The organism is Nocardioides bizhenqiangii (assembly GCF_034661235.1).
Lineage (GTDB): Bacteria > Actinomycetota > Actinomycetes > Propionibacteriales > Nocardioidaceae > Nocardioides > Nocardioides bizhenqiangii.
In genome coordinates this window covers 3178359-3197634 of sequence record NZ_CP141059.1, presented here as the reverse complement: position 1 = coordinate 3197634, position 19276 = coordinate 3178359, and the positions used below count along the sequence as shown (strand labels likewise).

At 67.9% G+C, this 19276-nt stretch carries 19 protein-coding genes; 12 read left to right on the top strand and 7 right to left on the bottom strand.

Annotation, left to right across the window (positions count from 1 at the left end):
* The first annotated feature begins 122 nt into the window (after positions 1-122).
* Entirely contained in the window at positions 123-905 is a 783-nt protein-coding gene (locus tag SHK19_RS15585) for a FadR/GntR family transcriptional regulator (RefSeq protein WP_322455906.1), read from the top strand.
* Complete coding sequence (locus tag SHK19_RS15580) at positions 883-2286, top strand: aspartate aminotransferase family protein (RefSeq protein WP_322455905.1); 1404 nt, start codon at positions 883-885, stop codon at positions 2284-2286. Before SHK19_RS15585 ends, SHK19_RS15580 begins: the two co-directional genes overlap by 23 nt.
* On the opposite strand, the gene SHK19_RS15575 is transcribed toward SHK19_RS15580, so the two are convergent.
* Positions 2270-2806 (bottom strand): VOC family protein, encoded by a 537-nt coding sequence (locus SHK19_RS15575; protein ID WP_322936786.1) that lies wholly within the window; start codon positions 2804-2806, stop codon positions 2270-2272. The two genes, SHK19_RS15580 and SHK19_RS15575, sit on opposite strands and share 17 nt — an antisense overlap.
* Positions 2807-2892: 86 nt before the next feature.
* Between SHK19_RS15575 and SHK19_RS15570 the strand changes: the two genes are divergently transcribed.
* Genes SHK19_RS15570 through SHK19_RS15560 form a run of 3 tightly spaced genes read left to right on the top strand, consistent with a single transcriptional unit; the run spans position 2893 to position 6076 of the window.
* Positions 2893-4254 (top strand): aspartate aminotransferase family protein, encoded by a 1362-nt coding sequence (locus SHK19_RS15570; RefSeq protein ID WP_322455903.1) that lies wholly within the window; start codon positions 2893-2895, stop codon positions 4252-4254.
* Positions 4254-5282 (top strand): NADP-dependent oxidoreductase, encoded by a 1029-nt coding sequence (locus tag SHK19_RS15565; protein ID WP_322936785.1) that lies wholly within the window; start codon positions 4254-4256, stop codon positions 5280-5282. The genes SHK19_RS15570 and SHK19_RS15565 overlap by 1 nt, the downstream gene beginning before the upstream one ends.
* Before the next feature lie 38 nt (positions 5283-5320).
* Positions 5321-6076 carry an SDR family NAD(P)-dependent oxidoreductase gene (locus tag SHK19_RS15560; RefSeq protein WP_322456110.1) on the top strand — a complete coding sequence of 252 codons (756 nt, stop codon included), beginning with the start codon at positions 5321-5323 and terminating at the stop codon, positions 6074-6076.
* Between the two features lie 40 nt (positions 6077-6116).
* Here the strand turns inward: SHK19_RS15560 and SHK19_RS15555 are convergent, their stop codons facing one another.
* Together SHK19_RS15555 and SHK19_RS15550 are read right to left on the bottom strand one after the other, a co-directional pair.
* Complete coding sequence (locus tag SHK19_RS15555) at positions 6117-6458, bottom strand: hypothetical protein (protein WP_322455901.1); 342 nt, start codon at positions 6456-6458, stop codon at positions 6117-6119.
* A 122-nt stretch (positions 6459-6580) separates the two neighbouring features.
* Complete coding sequence (locus tag SHK19_RS15550) at positions 6581-7603, bottom strand: phosphotransferase family protein (RefSeq protein ID WP_322936784.1); 1023 nt, start codon at positions 7601-7603, stop codon at positions 6581-6583.
* A gap of 185 nt (positions 7604-7788) precedes the next feature.
* Here SHK19_RS15550 and SHK19_RS15545 point away from each other — a divergent pair, with 185 nt between their 5' ends.
* Both SHK19_RS15545 and SHK19_RS15540 read left to right on the top strand, forming a co-directional pair.
* Positions 7789-9144 carry an FAD-dependent oxidoreductase gene (locus SHK19_RS15545; RefSeq protein WP_322936783.1) on the top strand — a complete coding sequence of 452 codons (1356 nt, stop codon included), beginning with the start codon at positions 7789-7791 and terminating at the stop codon, positions 9142-9144.
* 10 nt (positions 9145-9154) lie between these two features.
* On the top strand, positions 9155-10168 hold the full coding sequence (locus SHK19_RS15540; RefSeq protein WP_322455898.1) for an LLM class flavin-dependent oxidoreductase: 1014 nt from the start codon (positions 9155-9157) through the stop codon (positions 10166-10168).
* A 68-nt stretch (positions 10169-10236) separates the two neighbouring features.
* Here SHK19_RS15540 and SHK19_RS15535 read toward each other — a convergent pair whose 3' ends face one another.
* Positions 10237-10830, bottom strand: coding sequence for a TetR/AcrR family transcriptional regulator (locus SHK19_RS15535; protein ID WP_322936782.1), 594 nt, complete (start codon positions 10828-10830; stop codon positions 10237-10239).
* A 109-nt stretch (positions 10831-10939) separates the two neighbouring features.
* Here SHK19_RS15535 and SHK19_RS15530 point away from each other — a divergent pair, with 109 nt between their 5' ends.
* The 3 genes from SHK19_RS15530 to SHK19_RS15520 all read left to right on the top strand — a co-directional run bounded on the left by SHK19_RS15530 (position 10940) and on the right by SHK19_RS15520 (position 13109).
* Positions 10940-11794 carry an alpha/beta fold hydrolase gene (locus tag SHK19_RS15530; protein ID WP_322936781.1) on the top strand — a complete coding sequence of 285 codons (855 nt, stop codon included), beginning with the start codon at positions 10940-10942 and terminating at the stop codon, positions 11792-11794.
* 14 nt (positions 11795-11808) lie between these two features.
* Positions 11809-12618, top strand: coding sequence for an alpha/beta hydrolase (locus SHK19_RS15525; protein WP_322936780.1), 810 nt, complete (start codon positions 11809-11811; stop codon positions 12616-12618).
* A gap of 191 nt (positions 12619-12809) precedes the next feature.
* Positions 12810-13109, top strand: a complete 300-nt coding sequence (locus SHK19_RS15520; protein ID WP_322455894.1) for a hypothetical protein — start codon at positions 12810-12812, stop codon at positions 13107-13109.
* Positions 13110-13219: 110 nt separating this feature from the next.
* On the opposite strand, the gene SHK19_RS15515 is transcribed toward SHK19_RS15520, so the two are convergent.
* The gene (locus tag SHK19_RS15515; RefSeq protein WP_322936779.1) at positions 13220-13876 is read right to left on the bottom strand and encodes a response regulator transcription factor; all 657 of its coding nucleotides are present in this window, start codon (positions 13874-13876) and stop codon (positions 13220-13222) included.
* Entirely contained in the window at positions 13873-15003 is a 1131-nt protein-coding gene (locus SHK19_RS15510; RefSeq protein WP_322936778.1) for a sensor histidine kinase, read from the bottom strand. The genes SHK19_RS15515 and SHK19_RS15510 overlap by 4 nt, the downstream gene beginning before the upstream one ends.
* A gap of 132 nt (positions 15004-15135) precedes the next feature.
* Here SHK19_RS15510 and SHK19_RS15505 point away from each other — a divergent pair, with 132 nt between their 5' ends.
* Positions 15136-17259, top strand: coding sequence for an MMPL family transporter (locus SHK19_RS15505; RefSeq protein ID WP_322936777.1), 2124 nt, complete (start codon positions 15136-15138; stop codon positions 17257-17259).
* A gap of 140 nt (positions 17260-17399) precedes the next feature.
* Here SHK19_RS15505 and SHK19_RS15500 read toward each other — a convergent pair whose 3' ends face one another.
* Positions 17400-18047, bottom strand: a complete 648-nt coding sequence (locus tag SHK19_RS15500) for a hypothetical protein (protein ID WP_322936776.1) — start codon at positions 18045-18047, stop codon at positions 17400-17402.
* A 368-nt stretch (positions 18048-18415) separates the two neighbouring features.
* On the opposite strand from SHK19_RS15500, the gene SHK19_RS15495 reads away from it, so the two are divergent.
* Positions 18416-19276: a DUF4397 domain-containing protein gene (locus tag SHK19_RS15495; protein WP_322936775.1), complete on the top strand. Its 861-nt coding sequence runs from the start codon at positions 18416-18418 to the stop codon at positions 19274-19276.

Genomic DNA, 19276 nt, shown 5'->3' with positions numbered 1-19276 from the left:
GGACAGCGAACCCACGCCCCCCCACGCCGGTAGGCTCGGCGGGAGCTACTCTGGCGCCCCGGTCACACGACCGCGACTTGACCGACCGGCGGTGTCGCGTCGTGCAACCCGAAGGGGCATCAGTGACCAACGGATCAGGCGGGCTTCCGATCGAGTACCGGCCGCACTTCGACCGGCACTCCGGCGAGGCCGCCACCCCGGAGAAGGCGTCGGTCGAGGTGGCCCGCCGGATCATCGACGACCTGGTGCGTCAGGGTTACCAGGTCGGCGACCGGTTCCCGGCCGAGCCGGACATGCTCAAGGTCTACGAGGTCAGCCGCGAGACCCTCCGCGAAGGCCTGCGACTCCTCGAGGTGCAGGGCCTCATCTCCATCCGGCGCGGTCCCGGTGGCGGTCCGCGGGTCGCTCCGGTCAACGCTGCCTACCTGGCGCGCTCTGCGTCGCTGTACTTCCATGTCGCCGGCGCCACCTACCGGGAGGTCTTCGAGGCATGGCTCGACATGGAGCCGACCCTGGTCGCGCGGGTGGCGCGCAAGGACGACCGCGACGAGGTCGAGAACGCCATGAAGCCGTTCCTGGCCACCGAGCTCGCCCACGACCCGCGGGCCGTCTTCGACAGCGCGGCCGCGTTCCACTCCGAGATCGGCAGGCTGAGCGGGAACCGCGTGCTGGTCCTACTGCTTCAGTCGATCAACCACATCCTGACCGAGCTGATGATGGAGCGTATCGACCTCACCCAGTCCGGTAGCCAGATCGAGCACGACCACGTTGCGCTGGCTCGCGCGATCGCGAACGGACATGCCCGCAAGGCGGAGACGCTGGCCCGCGAGCACATCATCCACCTGTGGGACGACTTCGAGGCCAGGGCCGGCGGTCGGATCGATGACGTCGTCGACTGGCGTTGAGCAGTTCACCACCGACGGCGAGGATCGGATCGATGCCGGCACCGTCCAGCGGCTGATCGCCCGCGAGGAGCGACTCTTCGCCGCCGCGAACGCCACATCGAGGACCCGGTACGACGCCGCACGCGATGTGCTCGCCGGTGGCGTGGTGTCCTCCTTCCAGTTGCAGGAGCCTTGGCCGGTCTACCTCAACCGTGGTCTGGGCGCCGCGGTCTGGGACGTCGACGGAACTCGCCGGCTCGACTTCCACAACGGCTTCGGCGCGATGCTGCAGGGTCACGCCCACCCCGGGATCACCGAGACGATCGCCCGGGCGGCAGGGGCAGCCACTCACGTCGGCGCCACCGGTGAGGACGCGGTGGCGGTGGCAACCGCGCTGCGCCAGCGCTGGAAGCTGCACAGCTGGAGGTTCGCGACCACCGGGTCCGAGGCGACGATGGACGCGCTCCGCCTCGCCCGTGCGGCCACCGGGCGTGAGGTCGTCGTCAAGATGTTCGGCGCCTACCACGGTCACCACGACGCCGTCCTCGTCTCGGTCGGCGACGACGACGGGGGAGCCGACCCCCTCTCGTTGCCGTCAGTGCCCGCAGGGGAGGGGATCCCACGCGACGTCTGCGACCTCACCGCGGCGGTTCCGTTCAACGACGCGGAGACGCTGGACGCGCGACTGGAGACTCTCGCTGCCCGAGGCCGGGCGGTCGCGTGCGTGATCGTCGAACCGGTCTTCCAGATGGGCGTGCTGGTCCCGGATCCCGGATATCTGGCTGCGGTCCGCGAGGTGACGCGCCGGCACGGCACGTTGCTGGTCTTCGACGAGGTCAAGTCGGGCTTTGCCGTGGGGTCGGCCGGGTTCACCGGCGCATGCGGGGTCGAGCCGGACCTGGTGACCGTGGGCAAGGCACTGGGCGGCGGCCTCCCGGTCGCTGCTGTCGGCGCCTCGCAGGAGACCATGGACCTGGTCGCGACGCGGCGGGTCTACCAGGTGGGCACGTTCAACGGAAACGCACTGGCCATGGCGGTCGCTCGCGAGAACCTCGAGAGGGTCCTCACGCCCGAGGCGCACGAGCGGCTCGGCGATCTCGGCTCGATGCTGGCCGACCGCTGCCGTCACGCCCTGGACCGAGCGGGCCGGGCCGGGCACGGAGCGTTGGTGGGCGGTCGGGGTTTCGTGGCGCTGACCCGGGTGCCAGCGCGCGACCACACCCACGTCGGCCAAGCGCACCCGCCGGACGTCAGTCGGCTGGCCTGGCTCTACCTCATGAATCGCGGCGTGTTTGCCACCCCAGCGCGACCGTTGCAGTGGATGGTCGGCCTGGGCCACACCGCGGACGACATCGTCGCCTACGGCTCGGTCTTCGAGGAGCTCGTCAGCGAGCTGGGCTGACCGGCGGATAGACCCGCACAGGGTCGGGCATCGCGAATGATGCGGGGCGCTCCGAGAGCTCCAGCAGGAATCCCAGGTCGGGCACCGTGTCGTAGTAGCGGGCATGCAGACGGGGGCCGCTGGCATCGGCTCCCGCGAACGCCGCGTCGTACACGACCTCTCTGCCCTGCCTGGCGAGCGCAGCCCGAGCCACCGCCGTGTCGACAGCGGCGAGCCGGACATGGTGCAGGTGGTCGGCGTCGCCGTGGGCCGCCAGGGAGTCGTGGTACGGCCCGGCCTGGGTCAGCGGCTGGATCACCTCGAGCCGGAACGTGTCGCTCAGCGAGCACAGCGCGGCCAGCATGGGGAGTGCTCCGGTGACGTCGCAGTACGTCGCCTCCATCGTCGACTCGTCGTACGCGTACACCTGCCACGGCCCCACGCCGTAGTGGTCCGACCACGTACGGATCGCGGCGTCCAGGTCGCGCGTGACGACGCAGAGGTGGTCGGCTCCGGTGAAGACCGGTTGCGGTGCGGTCATGGTTGCCTGGGCTCCGTTCGATAAATATCATGAGGAATAGTTCGGCAAGTATTGCACGTCTCAACTCAAACTGATATCACTTCAATATGACGCTCAGCATCAACGCCCAGCCGCTCGCCTACGGGGTTCCTATCCACGCCGGCGAGCACCAGCGCTACCTCGACCGCACTCGCAAGTCCTGGGAGCTGCTGAACCGAACGCGCGACCTGATCCCGACCGGCCACGCCGGCGGGATGTGGTACCAGATGCCCTACCCCGTGCTGCTCAACAAGGGCAAGGGCTCACGGGTCTGGGACGTCGACGGCAACGAGTACCTCGACCTGCGCATCGGGGATTGGGTGCTGATCCACGGGCACGCGAACGAGCGGATCAACGAGGCCGTCTCTCGCCAGCTCCCGCTCGGTTCGCAGTACGGCTCTCCCGAATGGGACCTGAGCTACCGGATGGCATCGCTGCTCGTGGAGCGGATGCCTTCGGTCGAGCGGGTGCGCTTCATGGTCTCCGGGACTGAGACGAACCTGCTGGCTCTGCGGCTCGCCCGTGCGCACACGGGTCGCACCAAGCTCGCCAAGGCGACTGGCAGCTACCACGGGATCGCCGATGTGCTGGTCGTCGGCAGCTCCACGATCAGCTTCATCAAGGACCGGATCCCGCCGGGCGTCACCCCCGGGGTCGCCCAGGACGTCCTCGAGTTTCCCTTCAACGACCCCGACGGCGCCGAGGCTGTGATTGAGGCGTCGGCCTCCGAGCTGGCCGCGGTGATCGTCGAGCCGATCATGGGTGCCGCCGGGATGGTGCCCGCGACCCGCGAGTTCCTTCAGCGCCTTCGGGAGGTGACCGCCCGCCACGGGATAGTGCTGATCTTCGACGAGGTGGTCACCTTCCCGATCGCGTACGGCGGCGCGCAGGCCCACCACGATGTCAATCCCGACCTCACCTCGATGAGCAAGGCGATCGGCGGTGGTCTGCCGCTGGCGGCTCTTGGTGGCACCACTGAGCTGATGGACCTGCTGGACCCGGACAAGAACGGCGGCCGTGCACCGGTCACTGCGGCGTCGACGTTCGGCGGCAACCAGGCGGCGCTCGCTGCCGGGATCGCTTGTCTGGAGATGCTCACCCCCGAGGTGCACGCGCGCGTGCAGAGCCTGGGGGAGCGTGCCCGCCTCGGCATCGACGCTATCGGCGTGAAGTACGGCCTTCCGCTGCACGCCACCGGTTTCGGGCACATCCTTGCGATGCACTGGGCGCCGGAGCCGGTCGTTGACTACCGGACGCGGATGCAGGACGACAGCGAGAAGATCACGAACCTCGGCGTCGCGCTGATGAACGAGGGCTTCTACCACTTCAGCTTCGGCTCCTTCCTCCTGAGCACGACGCACACCGAGGCCGACATCGATTCGTTGCTCGGCGGGCTCGAGCAGGCCCTGCACAACCTGGGCTACGTCTGATGACCAGGGTGGGCCGCGAGGTCCGGGTCCGGCGCTATCCGGTCGGTGAGGTCTCGCCGGAAGACTTCGAGGTCGTCGAAGTCGACGTCCGTGATCCTGCACCCGGACAGGTGCTGGTGCGGAACACGTGGACGTCGGTCGACCCGGGGCTCCGCATTCGGCTGCGTACGGACGCTCCGGCCGGCTACTTCGTTGCCTTTCCGCTGGGCCAGGCGATGGATGGCGTGATGGCGGTCGGTGAGGTCGTCGATTCCTGCGCGTCCGGCTTCGCGCCAGGAGACCTGGTTTCGCACGCCCAGGGCTGGCGGGAGTTCGCCGTGGTCGATCCCGGCGAGGTCCAGCTGGGGGGCGTCGGCACGCTCACTCGTCTGGACGCCGAGGATGCTGAGCCGTCCTGGTTCCTCGGACCACTCGGCGGCATGGGGCTCACGGCGTACGCCGGCCTGCATGTAGTCGACGCGCTGAAGGGCGGTGAGACCGTCTGGGTCTCCGCTGCGGCGGGTGCGGTCGGGAGCCTGGCCGTGCAGATCGCGAAGCTCAGCGGCAATCGGGTGATCGCCAGCGCGGGGTCCGACGACAAGGTCGCCTGGCTGCGCGACGAGCTCGGCGTCGAGGCCTTCAACTATCGCGACGGCGACCTGGCCGCACACCTGAACGCCGTCGCCCCTGACGGGATCGACGTCTACTTCGACTCCGTCGGCGGCGACCATCTCGAAGCGGCGCTCGACCATCTCAACCGCAGCGGCCGCGTCGCGATGTGCGGGTCCATCTCGGAGTACGAGTCGGAGCCGAAGGGGCCGCGCAATCTCTTTCTCACGGTGTCCAAGGACCTCACCCTGCGCGGCTTCCGCGGCAGCAGCAACCTGCACCTGATGGCCGACATGCAGCGGCACATGACCGGGTGGCTTCGCAGCGGCGAGGTGGTGAGCCGTACGACCGTGTTCGAGGGTCTCGACACTGCGCCGCAGGCACTTGCGGCGATGATCGCCGGCCGCACCACCGGAAAGACACTCGTCAGCATCGGCTGACACCCAGAAGAGGCAGGAAGAGCTACGACGTGACAGCGATGGACCAGCGGATCAAGGACAAGGTCGTCTTCCTCAGCGGAGCGACGGGTGGCCTCGGTCGGGCAACCGCCGAGAGGCTCGCGGAGGAAGGTGCGCACCTCGTCCTCACGGACCTCGACGAACAGGCGTGCAAGACACTGGCGAGCGACCTTCCGGGCGCCGGCCGGCATCTGACCGCCGCACTCGACGTCTCCGACGAGGCGCAGTGGATCGCGGTCGCCGAATCCATCCAGCGCGAGTACGGACGCCTGGACGGCCTGGTGAACAACGCCGCGATCGGCAGCCTTGCGACCGTCGAGGACGAGACCCTGGTGAACTGGGAGCAGGTCATGGCCATCGGCTCCACCGGAGTATGGCTCGGGCTCAAGCACCTCGGCCCGCTGATCACCTCCTCCGGAGGAGGGTCGATCGTCAACATCTCCTCGATCCTGGGGACCGTGGGCGGCCTCGGCAACAGCGCGGCCTACCACGCTGCCAAGGGAGCGGTCCGCACCCTCACCAAGAACGCTGCCCTGCACTGGGCCACAGCCGGCGTACGGGTCAACTCGCTGCACCCCGGCTTCATCGGCACCGTTCAACTGCTGGAACGGTACGAGGGGACCCCGCGACACGAGGCGATGCTGGCGAACACCCCTTTCGGCCGCCTCGGGCGCGGCGAGGAGATCGCGTCGGTCGTCGCATTCCTGATCAGCGACGACTCGTCCTTCATGACCGGCTCTGAGGTGTACGCCGACGGCGGCTACACCGCACGCTGAGATCCGCAGGCGCGCTCAGCTCGGAACCCGGGCCGACTCTTCAGGTGCGTCCGGCGGCCTCGTAGTCGCCGATGACTTGGGAGAGCCGTTCGAAGCGGCGCCTGTGGACTTCGAAGACCTGATCGATGAGGTCGGCATCTGAGTGGTGGTAGGCGGCGTCGGACACGGCGGAGAGCACAGCGCCCGCGGCCTCGTACTGGCTGAGAGGGTCCGCCGCCTTGACACCTGCTGGCCTGGCTCGCTCGTAGGTCCTGACGGCTTCGAGCAAGTCGGGGTCGTCCGCGTGCGCCGTCAGTGCGGTCCTCAAGAGATCCTCGATCTCCTGAATGCCGGCGACGAGCGAGCGTGGCTCGCTCTCTATGCGCCGCTCGATCACACCCATGACCTCGAGAGCAACCTCCAGTGGAGCAGCGGGCGCGTTCGCAGGCTGGTCGCGAAGATCGCGAAAGAGGGAGGTCACAGCCTCCAGCAGCTGGGGTGCGGTAGGTCGCGTGAACATGTGGGTCAGCCCCTCGACAACTGGTCGTGTCGCTGCATCGCGGTGAAGATGACGCGCGCCATCCCGGGCGACACCTTGGCCATGTAGGCCGATCCGACAGTGCGTGACTCGCCGGTCGAAACTCGGCCGAGCCGTTCGAGGCTCGCGAGGTAGCAGTCGGTCGACCCCAGCGCAACGAAGTACATGAGCGTCTTCTCGTCGATCGCCTCGACGGGGAGGTTCGCCGCCTTGCAGTAGGTCGCGTAGAAGTCGGGGTCGCTGCCCACCAGGTCTGGTGGTTGAACCCCGGCGGCCAGCGCCATCCACCCGAGGTCTTCTCGGGGATCTCCCACGTGGGCAAGCTCCCAGTCCACTGCCATGTACTCGTCGTCATTGGTCACGATGACGTTCGCTGGATGGAAGTCCCCGTGCACGAGCCCCAGCGGGACGGGTTCAGGTCTGTTCGCGTCCAGCCACGAGGCAACCAGCCGCAGGAACGGGTCCGGTGCGAGTCCCGGTGGTTCCGCCTCGCGCCACAGTGCGGCTCGCGAGCTGATGTAGGTGTCCCAGTCCGGGTAGCAGCCGAGCTGAGGCGGAAGCTGCTCCGGGATCACGCAGTGCAGGGATCCCAGCAGTTCCGCTATGCGTTCGGCCATGAACGGGAAGGCGTCTGGTTCCGACCGCCGGGCGATGGAAAGGAGGCTCTCGCACTCGACGTGAGCCATGACGATCGCGGGGCGTCCGAAGTCTGTCCCCTCACTGTCGAACCACAGTGGCTTGGGAATGGAGACCTCGTCGAGCCCGTCCAGCGCGGTCAGCACGTCCCACTCGTCACTTCGGCTCGTGGGGATCTGGATGTCGACCGCGTCGGGGTCCGACCGATAGACGTACTTCGATTGCGCGCCCTGGTCCTCCACGGTGACCACGTACATGACGCGACTCCACCCCCCGCTGAGGGCTTGCACGTCGGTTACGTGGACGGACTCCGGATCGTCGGAGCGCGCCCGGAGGAACTCTTGGAAGCGTGAGCTCAATTCGGTCACGGACACCCTGGTCACCTCTCGCGTCGACGTGACTGGTCTCTGACGACACACCACGTCGTTCGACGACGGTCACCGGGCGAGTATCGCACCCTTCGCGGACCCAGTTCAAGTATTCCTCCGGAGGATTACTTGAACTGGGTTCAGGTCTCGGAGTACGTTGCGCAGACCGTCAACGCGAGAGGACTGTGTGAATGGAACCCGACCTGGATCTTCTGGTCATCGGAGGTGGCATGGGCGGGCTGACTGCTGCAGCCAACGCCGCCCGCAACGGCCTGTCAGTCATCGTCATCGAGATCGGAGCTGACGTAGGAGGTTCTGGACGGTACGCGGGGTACATCTGGACGGCGCCCACCAGGGAAGTCATGGAGGAGCAGAACCCCGGAGGAGACCGCGAGTTGCGGGAGCTCATCGTGGACAACTTCGCCGAAGCGGTCGCATGGATCGACTCGAGCGGAGTGCGAACCGGTCAAGCGCAACGGATCCTTCCCTTCGGCGTCGGACACAGGTTCGACACCAACCGGTACGTCGACACCTGCCGCAAGATCGTCGAGGAAGCGGGTGGTGAGGTCTGGCTGCGGGCCACGCCGTCCGACCTGCTGGAAGCCGACGGTGCGGTGGTGGGCGCGCGGGTGACGACCAGCGATGGACGGTCAAGTGAGCTGCGAGCTCGATACACACTGATTGCCACCGGTGGCTTCCAGGGAAGCACGCACCTGCGGGAAGAGCTCGTGGGCCCGGGCGCCGGCAATCTCCCCGTCCGTTCGAATCCCCACAGCTGCGGTGGGGGAATGGACCTGGCGCGCGCGGTCGGGGCCGCGACCGGGTTCGAGCGGGCCGGCTTCTACGGGCACCTGGTTCCCAGCGGCATCCCCTTCGCGGATCCCAGTGACTTCGTCGACCTGTCGCTCTACTTCAGTGAACACGCGCTCTTGTTCAATCTCGACGGCGAGCGGTTCTCGGACGAGACCCTTGGTGATCACCTGACCACCATCGCGTTGTCGGAGCAGCCCGAAGCCCGAGGACTCCTGGTGGCCGACAGTCGCGTCCATCGCACCTGGAGTGCGACGCCCTACGTGGAAGGGGCCGAGGTGATTGACAAGTTCGCGCTCGCTACCCGCCGCGGAGGCCGCACCGGCGTGGCAGGAACACTCGCCGAGCTCGACCTGCTCCCCGAGGAATGGGGCTACGACGGGCCCAAGATTCGCCAGGCGGTCGATCACTTCAATGCCAGGGCCGGGGCCAGCCAGGTGCTCACGCCCGGGCGACGCCTGGACGCCGCTCCACTTGATGAGCCACCGTTCTACGTGATCGAAGCGATCCCGGCCATCACGTTCCCGTTCTGCGGGATCAAGGTCGACTCACGCGCCCGAGTTGTTGACGCGACAGGTGCGGTGATCCCTGGATTGCTGGCGGCTGGATCAGACACCGGCGGTCTTTGGAACAGGGCGTACGCCGGAGGGGTCGCGTCGGCCGTCGTGTTCGGCCTGATCGCCTCCGCGACGGCCCGGACTCATGGGGTTCGTTCCGCACCCACCACTCACTCCTGATTGAGAGGCAATGATGATGCGGTTCGGTTTCCTGTTGCCACACCTGATCGACCGCAACGCCCGCGATCCGTTCGGCGAGTCCAAGCGCATCTGCCAATTGGCGGAGTCACTCGGTTACGACTTCGTGGTGGTCGGTCAGCACCACTTCACACCCGGCTATGTCTCTGCGCCGTTCACGGTCCTGGCGGCGATCGCGGCCGCCACCGAGCGGCTGCGTTTGTGTACGGGGATCGTGATCCTGCCGTTGCACCATCCCCTAACGGTTGCCGAGCAGGTCGCGCAGCTGGATGAGCTCTCGGGTGGTCGCGCTGTGCTCGGGGTGGGGACCGGGTATCGCCGGTATGAGTTCGATGCGTTGGGAGTGCCGTTCGACCAGCGCGTAGCTCGCATGGAATCAGCTCTAGAGCTCCTCCCCAACGCGTGGACGGGCAGCGACGCTGAGGTGCCGCGGGTCGTGCCAGCGCCACTCCAGGTGCCACACCCACCCATCTGGGTCGGGGCACGAGGCGAGAGGCCGCTTGAGCGTGCGGCTCGGCTGGCCGACGGATGGATGACGGGCCTGAGTCAACCCGTCCACGAGCTGAAGTCGCTCGCTGAGGCCTTTCTTGCCTTTCCGCGGCCGGATGATCGGCGTCGCGACATCTGCATGATGCGACACCTCGGCATCGGCGAGTCCCGGCACCAAGTCGAGAAGGACTGGCTGGAGCCAGCACTCCAGTTCTATGTCGACTACTGGGACGCGGGGGCCCGCGCCGACAAGGATCCGGACATCGTTGCCCGGGCCAAGGCGGGCCAGACCGTCACCCTGGAAGAGTTTGCCAATGACCGTGCCGTCGCCGGCACTCCCGACGAGTGCTTGCGTCAGGTGGCCGACTATGTAGCCCAGACCCAAGCGACGGAGGTCTGCATCGTGACCCAGTCCGCCGGTCCAGTGGCGTTTGAACGCGAGATCCGCTTGTTCAGCGAAGGTGTCATCGCACACTGGCCGGGTGTGATGTCGAGCGGTCAAACCATTTCGACCTGACGCGCGGAGGAATCGGAGTCCCCTCGACCGGGATCACGTCCTTCCGAAACTCCTTGTTCGTTGTCGTTTCAGGCGGCCGGGCTGAACAGCTCAGGGTGCTTGAGTGTCAGTTCGAACCCACGCATGAGCGCGTCGCCGGCTGACTTCGGTGACTCGAGATAGCCCTGGACCATGGCGCCATCGCGCAGCATGACGAGATTGTCGGTGGCCGCCGCCGCTGCGGGGAACCTGGCGCGTTCGAGCGTCTCGCGCACCGTCTTTCGGAACCATGAGCGGTGGGCCATAACTGCCTGCCTGATCGGCAGCCCCTGGTTCGGCTCCTCTGCTGCGGCGTTGATGAAATGACAGCCCCTGAAGTCGTCTCCGCAGAGGTAGAGCGCGATTCCGCTGTAGAACGCTCGAAGGACGTCCACCGGATCCTCGTGCTCCCCATCCAGCGTGGAGAACCAGTCGCGGAATTGGTTGTCGATTGCCTCGAGGTACGCCACGACAAGTCGCTCCTTGCTGGGGAAGTGGCGATAGAAGGTCGACTTCGTGACCTGTGCCTCGGCGATGACGCGGTCCACGCCGACCGCATTGATCCCGTCGGCGTAGAACAGCGCCCCGGCTGTGCGCAGAAGGCGGTCGCGGGCAGCGGACGGGCGATCAGTCAGCGTGGGCATGCGGCCATCCTACCTGCAAAACAGACAGGTCTGTCTTGACTTCCGCTCGCGCACCCGTCATTCTCGAATCAGACAGAACTGTCTGTCTCTTGACTGAAACGAGAATCCTATGGCCATCGGCCGCCGACTCGCCACCACCGCCCTTGCTGCCTTCGCACTCACGGCCATCGGGCTCACCCAAGCGAGTGCATTCCCGCAACCAGATAGCTCCCCAACAGCCACCTCCGCCGTGTTCGATAGCGGCGACGCCGTCCGGCCGACAATCGTCCTCGAGCACGGCGCCTGGGCGGACGCGTCGTCTTGGAACCGAGTGATCGGCGGCTTGATGCGCGACGACTACGAGGTCATCGCTGCTCCGAACCCCCTGCGCGGCCTGGCGCCGGATGCTGCGGCATTGCGCGGCTTGCTGGCGACCATCGCCGGCCCCATCGTGCTTGTCGGACATTCCTACGGCGGTGCGGTGATCACTGAGGCCGCCACGGGAAATCCCCAGGTGAAGGCCCTTGTCTACATTGCCGCCTACGCACCTGACGAAAACGAGAGCATCGGGGAGCTCTCCGCCCGGCCGGTTGAGCACTCGGCTCCGGCCTTGCCGATCGTCCCGGTCCCCACGACAGCCCTAGATGGCTCGACCGTGCTGGATCTCTATCTCGACCGCGCGGGGTTCCGCGCAGCGTTCGCCGCCGATGTTCCCGCGAGGGTCGCCGCCCGGCTTGCGGCCACTCAGCGACCCATCGAGGCATCGGCCCTGGGCGGACGAGTGACACGACCGGCCTGGGACGCGATTCCCTCGTGGTACCTAGTCGCCACCAAGGACCGTGCCATCTCCCCGGACCTTGAGCGATTCATGGCCGATCGTGCAGGTTCCCACGTCATCGAAGTCGACTCCTCGCACGCAGCCCCCGTGTCCCATCCAGTCGCGGTGACCCGCCTCATCGAGCGCGCCGCACGCGTCACCCGCTGACCCCGAAAGGCATCATGATGAATCCAGTAACAGCTCCCCGCTCCGTCGTCTTCGTCCATGGTCTCTGGGTCCACTCCGACGCGTGGGACCCGTGGCTCGGACTCTTCGAAGCGGCCGGGTATGCACCCATCGCGCCAGCCTGGCCAGGTGAAGAGGGCTCCGTCGAGTTGACACGGGCGAACCCGGGAGCCCTCGCCGGTCGTGGTATCGACGAGATCACCGCCCACTACGCCCAGGTCATTGACGGCCTCCCGAACCCACCGGTCGTCATCGGGCACTCCTTCGGTGGGCTGATCGCTCAGAAGCTCCTCGCGCAGGGCCGCGCGGTAGCGGCCGTCGCCATCGACCCCGGCCAGATCAAGGGGGTGAAGCCCGTTCCGCTCGCGCAGGTGAGGGCCGGCCTTCCCATCCTCAAGCGGCCTAGGAACAAGCACCGAGCGGTCGCTCTGACCAAGCGCCAATTCCGGTTCGGATTCGGCAACGCCCTGTCCAGGGACGAGGCCGATGAGTTGTTCGAACGCTGGACAATCCCAGGTCCGGGTCTCCCGTTGTTCGAGGCGTCGACCGCGAACTTCAAGAAGGTCTCGCCCGCCGCGGTCGACACACGGAAGGCTGACCGCGGACCTCTCCTGATGATCGCCGGCGGCAAGGACCACACGGTCCCGCTGAAGGTAGTGAAAGCAGCCCACAGCCTGTACCGAAACTCACCCGCCACGACGGATCTCGAGGTCTTCCCCGATCGCGGTCACTCCCTGGTCTTCGACAGCAAGTGGAGGGAAATCGCCGACTACACCCTCGCCTGGCTCCGTCGTCAGGCCGTCTGAATCGCCAGCACGCACAAAGGCCGCTCGCCTCGCACAGGGGCGGGCGGCCCACCGCTGTTGAACCGCGCGTGCACCGGCCGGAGTCGCCCGGCGCCCTCATATTGCGGTTCGCTGAATGAACCGACCCATCCTTCAGGACAGCCCTTCGAGGGCAGGGTGTGACGCACTCGCCCGCTTCCTGGAGGAACCACATGGATCAGACACTGGCCGTCGGCCTCTCTCAAGGAGCGGTATACGCCTCTCTGGCGATGGGCTTCGTGATCGGCTACCTCGCGACGCTGTCCATCAACATCGCGCACGGTGTATTCGCTGTTCTAGCCATCTTCGTGGCCGCCTCACCGGTTCCATCGCTCGGCGTGTTCTGGGCGATGGTCATCGCGATCTTGGTGACCGCGCCCTGCGATGTGGTTTCCAGCATCGAGCGGCCGACCAGGCATCAGAGCCAACTCGCGCCCATCGGTCACCCGCCGAGCGCCCGCTGGTGCCGATGATCGGGCGCTTCACTTCGCCGCGAACTAGGCGCGTGCGAAGCGCCGTCCGGAACTTGCCGATGTGTGGATTCGCAGGCGTACTGCGTCGACGCGTCGAAGGTCAGCCGGCCCTAGTCCTTGACGCGCCTGGTCTCGTACGCCCACATCGCGACCTCGACGCGGTTGCGGGCGCCGAGCTTGTTCATCAGCGCGGCGACATGGGTCTTCACGGTGCTCAGGGTGATGTGCAGTTCCTCGGCGATCTCGGCGTTGGTGCGGCCGCGGGCGACGGTGAGCAGCACTTCCTCCTCGCGTTCGGTGAGGGGCTCGATCGGCTGGGTCGGCGGGGAGGCTCGCTCCAGGCCGGCCAGCGTGGTGAGCAGGCGGCGGGTGATGTTGGGCGAGATGAGCGCGTCGCCGCTGGCGGCCGCGTGGATCGCCTGGACCAGCAGCTCGGGCCCGGCGTCCTTGAGGAGGAAGCCTCGGGCGCCGGCCTTGAGGGCGCCGTGGACGTACTCGTCGAGATCGAAGGTCGTGATGACCACGATGGCGAGGGGGTCCTGGACGCCTGGACCGGCGAGCTGGCGGGTGGCCTCGACGCCGTCGATGCCGGGCATCCGGATGTCGAAGAGGCAGACGTCGGGACGCAGCTCGCGTGCCACGGCCACTGCCTGGTGACCGTCCGTTGCCTCGCCGACGACCTCGATCCCGGGCTGCGCGTTGAGGATCATGGTGAGGCCGGTGCGGACGAGGACCTGGTCGTCTGCGACCACCACCCGGATGGTCATCGCGGCACCTCTCGCGGGAGGATCGCCTCGACGGTCCAGCCGCCGGCCGGGTCCGGCCCGGCCTGACAAGTGCCGCCGAGCAGCTTGGCCCGCTCCGCCATCCCGAGCAGGCCATAGCCCGCGGTGGTCGAGAGGCGGGCTGGTTCTCCGTCGTCATGCACACGCAACCGTACGACGCCGACGTCACCCCTCACCTCCACGATGACGGTCGCGGCGTTGCGCGCATGCCGGATCGCGTTGGTGACCGACTCCTGACAGATCCGGTACACCGCCACCTCCACCGGTTGCGGCACGCCAGCGAGATCGCCGGCACGGTGCACCTGCACCAGGGGGCTCAACCGGGTCAGCTCTTCCAGATCGCTGATGCCCCGCTGCGGCACGTAGTCGGCCGCGTCGCCATCGCGGAGCACCCGGACCATCGTGCGCATCTCGTGCAACGTCCGGGAGGCCTCTGCCTCGATCACTGCCAGCGCCTCGACCGCCGCAGCCGGATCCGCCGCTGCGACGGCCCGTCCTGCCTGCGCCTGGACCGCGATGGCCGACACGTGGTGCGCGACGGTGTCGTGCAGCTCGCGGGCGAGCTCACCGCGTTCGAGAGTCCTCACCTGCTGCACCTCTCGCTGGCGTGCAACCGCGCGGTAGCGCATCGCGGCCCCGAGCGCGAACACCGCGACGAGCAGAGTGGTGCCGCCGATCAGGTCCGCGAGGGTCGCGCTGGCCGCGAAGCCAAGGCCCGCCGGCACGGCGACGATCGCCGTCCCGAGCAGCGCCTCGGGTCCGGAAGCCCAGCGGTACAACGCGTAGGGCAGCACCACAATGCCGCCCATGGAGTACAGCCCCACATCGCCGACGCCGTCGAGGATCGTCGGGATGTGCAGCACCATCGCGCCGCCCCAGCCGACCGCGGTCGCCAGCAGTGGATGGGTCCGTCGCCAGAGCAGGACCGGGATCACCAGGAGCGCGACCACGGTGGCCAGGGGGCGCCACGGCACGTCGGGGCGGAAGATCGCCTCGGCCACGGCCGTGACCAGCAGGCCGCCGACGAGGACCCAGTCCCGCCACACCCGCGCCGGCGGGTCCGGGGCACGGGGCTCGGCAAGTACCGAGCGGACGAAGGCGGCTACCACCGCTCCAGCCTAGAGAGCGGCCAGCCTCGTCGTACGGGGCACAAGCACGAGCCGCCCGTCGTACTTTCGGCCGAGGAGCCCACCACTCCTTGGCCCGATGTGGATCGCTCGCCGCCGGGCCACCGTGGACGCATGTCCCATCTCCTCTACCGGCTCGGTCGGTCTGCCGCCACCCGCCCTTGGGTCGCCATCGGCGCGTGGATCGTGCTCGCGGTCGTCGTCATCGCATCCTCCAGTGCCTTCGGGCGCGAGCTCGACGAGAGCTTCGAGGCGCCCGGTCTCGACTCCTACCGCGCTGCGGAGCTGCTCGCCGAGACGCAGGCCGACGAGGGCGGGATCACCGCCCACGTCGTACTCGAAGCTCAGGACGCCGAGGCGCAGCTGGCACCGGTGGAGGCCGCTCTCGCGGGGCTCCCGCACGTGCTGGGTACGACGAGCAGCGTCTCGCCGGACGGGGACGTCGCGCTCGTCCGCGTGCAGTACCCCGCGATCGAGCACCTCGAGAAGTCCGACCTGGCGAACCTCAAGGACGTCGTCGCCGACCTGCGTGAAGAGTCCTCGCTGACGATCGAAACCGGAGGCGACTTGTTCTTCGCCTTCGAGGAGGCACCCACGGGGCTCGGCGAGGTCGCTGGGATCGTCGTCGCGATGGTCATCCTGCTGATCGCGTTCGGTTCCTTCGTCGCGATGGGGCTGCCGATCGGGATGGCGCTGTTCGGTCTGATCATCGGCGTCACCTCGATGAAGCTGGTGACGTACCTGATCGACATCCCGGCGTGGGCACCGCAGCTTGCGGCCATGGTCGGGCTCGGCGTCGGCATCGACTATGCGCTCTTCCTGGTCACCCGGCACCGCGAGCACCTGGCCCTGGGGATGCCGGTCGCCGAAGCGGCCGGCCGAGCCCTGGCAACAGCAGGACAGGCGGTGATTTTCGCCGGCGGCACGGTCGTCGTGGCGATCCTCGGGTTGCTCGTCGCGGGGATCCCGTTCGTGACCGGTGGTGGGGTCGCCATCTCCGCGATGGTGCTCGTCATGGTGCTCGCTTCGGTCACCTTGCTGCCGGCGCTGCTCGGACTGGCAGGGCACCGGATCAACGGACGCCGGCGCACGCCGCACCGGCCGAGCACCGGCTGGCACCGGTGGGGCGCTCACGTGACCCGCAACGCGACGGCATACCTCGTCGGAGGAGCGGTCCTCATGCTGGCCCTGGCCGCGCCGGTTCTCGCGCTCAACCTGGGCTTCCCCGACGACGGGACCAAGCCCGAGTCGAGGACCGAACGACGGGCCTACGACCTCATCGCCGAGGGCTTCGGCCCCGGGGCCAACGGGCCCCTGGTGATCGCGGTCGACATCTCGAAGGAGGCGTCCGTCGTCACGCCGCTGGCCGGGGCAGTGGCAGCCGACCCGGGAATCACGTCGGTCGGCGAACCGACCGTTGACCTCGCGGCAGGCGTGGCGACCCTGGTGGCGCAGCCGACCACGTCGCCACAGGACGAATCCACTCAGGAGACCGTCGCGAGGCTACGGAATGAAGTCTTCCCGGCGGTGCTCGACGGCACCTCTGCGACCGCTCATGTGGGCGGGCAGACCGCGACCTTCGCAGACCTCGGTGACCGGGTGCAGGAGCGGATGCTGCGCTTCGTGGCGGCTGTGCTGCTGCTGTCGTTCTTCTTGCTCACGTTGCTGTTCCGGTCGGTGCTGGTGCCGCTGAAGGCGGTCGTGCTGAACCTGCTGAGCGTCGGCGCGGCGTACGGCGTGCTCGTCATGGTCTTCCAGTGGGGCTGGGCGGCCGACCTCATCGGCGTGGAGTCGACGGTGCCGATCGTGTCGTTCATCCCGCTGTTCATGTTCGCGATCCTGTTCGGGCTCTCCATGGACTACGAGGTGTTCCTGCTGTCGCGGGTGCGCGAGGAGTACCGCCGCCACGGCGACAACACCCGCGCGGTCATCGAGGGGATCGCAGGCACCGGCCGCACCATCACCGCGGCTGCGCTGATCATGGTGGCGGTCTTCTCGGGCTTCGTCCTGGGCAGTGACCCGGTCGTGAAGATGATGGGAGTGGGACTGGCCACGGCCATCTTCCTCGACGCAACCGTCGTACGCCTGGTGCTCGTCCCGGCCACCATGAAGCTTCTCGGCGACGCGAACTGGTGGCTGCCAGGGTGGCTGGATCGGCTGCTGCCGGAGCTGGACCCTGCGTTGGTGGAGACGCCGGCAGCAGGTCATCCCCCGCGAGCACGAGGAACTTTCGGGTGACTACATGAGCACCAGGTCTTCTTCCAGCCGTCGTGCTCGACCGCCATCAGCTACTACTTCGACGCCGACGGCGACGTGCCGTTCCGCCGCTCGCCTACGCTCGAGACGATGTGGACGAGCAGCCGGTTCGACATCGACGACTACCGGTTCGAGTCGGTCTCCGCGTCCTGACTGCCGCCGAGGAGGTCGACCTGGGCGATGACCTGGTCGGCGTCGGCCACCGGCGTGGCGATCCAGGTCCTCCCGTCGCGCGTGGCGCAGGCGCTCAGCTCACCGGTGCCGACGCAGCCGAGGTTGAGCACCCGGTCATCGAGCACCTCGACCTGCGAGAGCGAGTCGCGCGCCTTCACCTCCAGCGGATTGAGCAGGACGAGGCCGCGTCCGGCGGTGGACGGCGTGCTGGCGACGAACGTGCCGGTGGCGTCGTATTCCAGGAGCACCTCGACAGTGCCCGACGGCAGTGCCACCGAGGTCCGGTCGCCCGTCGTCAGCGTCTCCTCGTGTGCCATCTGGTCCCCGGCGATGTCGAGCTCGATCCCGTCGACCACGGGATCGAACTCACCACCCGACCACGACCCCTCGGGGACCCGCAGCGTCAGCCGGTCCACGGGAGCGGCGAAGTGGAGGTCCGTCACGACGTGCACGCCACCGTCGGCGCCGATGTCGACGGTGGAGGTGCTGACCGATGAGCCGGTCGAGGAGGTCGAAGCGTTCGGGTCGTCGCTCGGGGGAGCGGAGTACAGGAACGAGGCCACCAGGATGAGTCCGATGACGATCCCGACGAGCATTGCCCACGACCTGTAACGATGGCGCAGGTGAGCCCTGCGTATCTGGCTGAACGGGCCGTTCGAAGCCGCACTCGCCGCCCGGTGCTTGGCAGGTTGGTGTACGGCGCCGGACAGGCCGCTCCGCATGGCAGTCATCGGCGCGCCCTCCTCCCGCGTCGCCGCGAGCTCCCCCCGACAGTCCTCCGCGCCACCGCGGCCCTCGCGACTGCCAGCCCGCTCCTGATCCTACGCTGGCGGGCGACGAGCGAGGGGGTCTACAGTCGAGGGATTCGTTGCGTGGGGAACGAGTGCCAAAGCGGGCCAGCTCTCCGGGCGAGTGGTGCCTGTTCCGAGATCTGCTCCAGTGTCACTCCTCCTTCGAGGTCCTCATGGTCGCCACCCGAATCCATCGCCCTGTCCTGCTCCTGCTCGCACTCTGCCTCTCGGGAATCACCTGGTACGCCGCAGCTGATGCGTCGGCCGTACTGGCGAAACCCGGTCCCAAGGTGTACGTCGTCGTCGGCGTGCTCGACCCGGTCGACGTCACCCTGGACGGGGAGACGCTCGAGAACGGCGTCGCCCCGCGGACCGTCCTCGGGCCGTTGAGCCTGGCCCCGGGTGACCACACGGTCGCCTTCACGGCCGAGTCGTGGTCGACGGAGTCCACCTTCGGTGTGGACGCCCCGAGCACGGACGTCGTGGTGCACCGACCAGCCGACGCCGCTGCCGATCCGACGGTCTCGGTCTTCACGAACGACGTCAGCGCGATCGCCCCGGACAAGGCCCGGCTCACGGTCGCGCACACCGCCGTGGTCCCCCCTGCCGACGTGCGGGTCTCGGGGGAGGTGCTGTTCGCCAACATCGCGAACGGAGAGTTCGTGACGGCGGAGGTGCCCGCCCAGACGTACTCAGTGGACATCGTCGCCACCGGCGAGGACACCCCGGTCTTCGGGCCGATCGATCTGGCCGTCGAGGCGGGGGCTCTCAACAGGGTGTTCGCCATCGGCCAGCCTGAGGGTGGCGGCATGGACGCGATCGTGCAGGTGATCCCGCTGCAGACCTCCGGAGGAGAGCCGCCGGAGTCGGTGGACGCAGGATCGGTGGGCCTGGTCGACCCGGCTCTCGCGCCGGAGCGGGCAGCCGATGACGCAGGTCCGAGCGGCGTACTCATCCTGCTGCTCGGCATCGGCGCGGGACTGGCGGTCGGCGCCGTGGTGATGCGCACGAGGAGGAACCACGCTCTGCGGTGA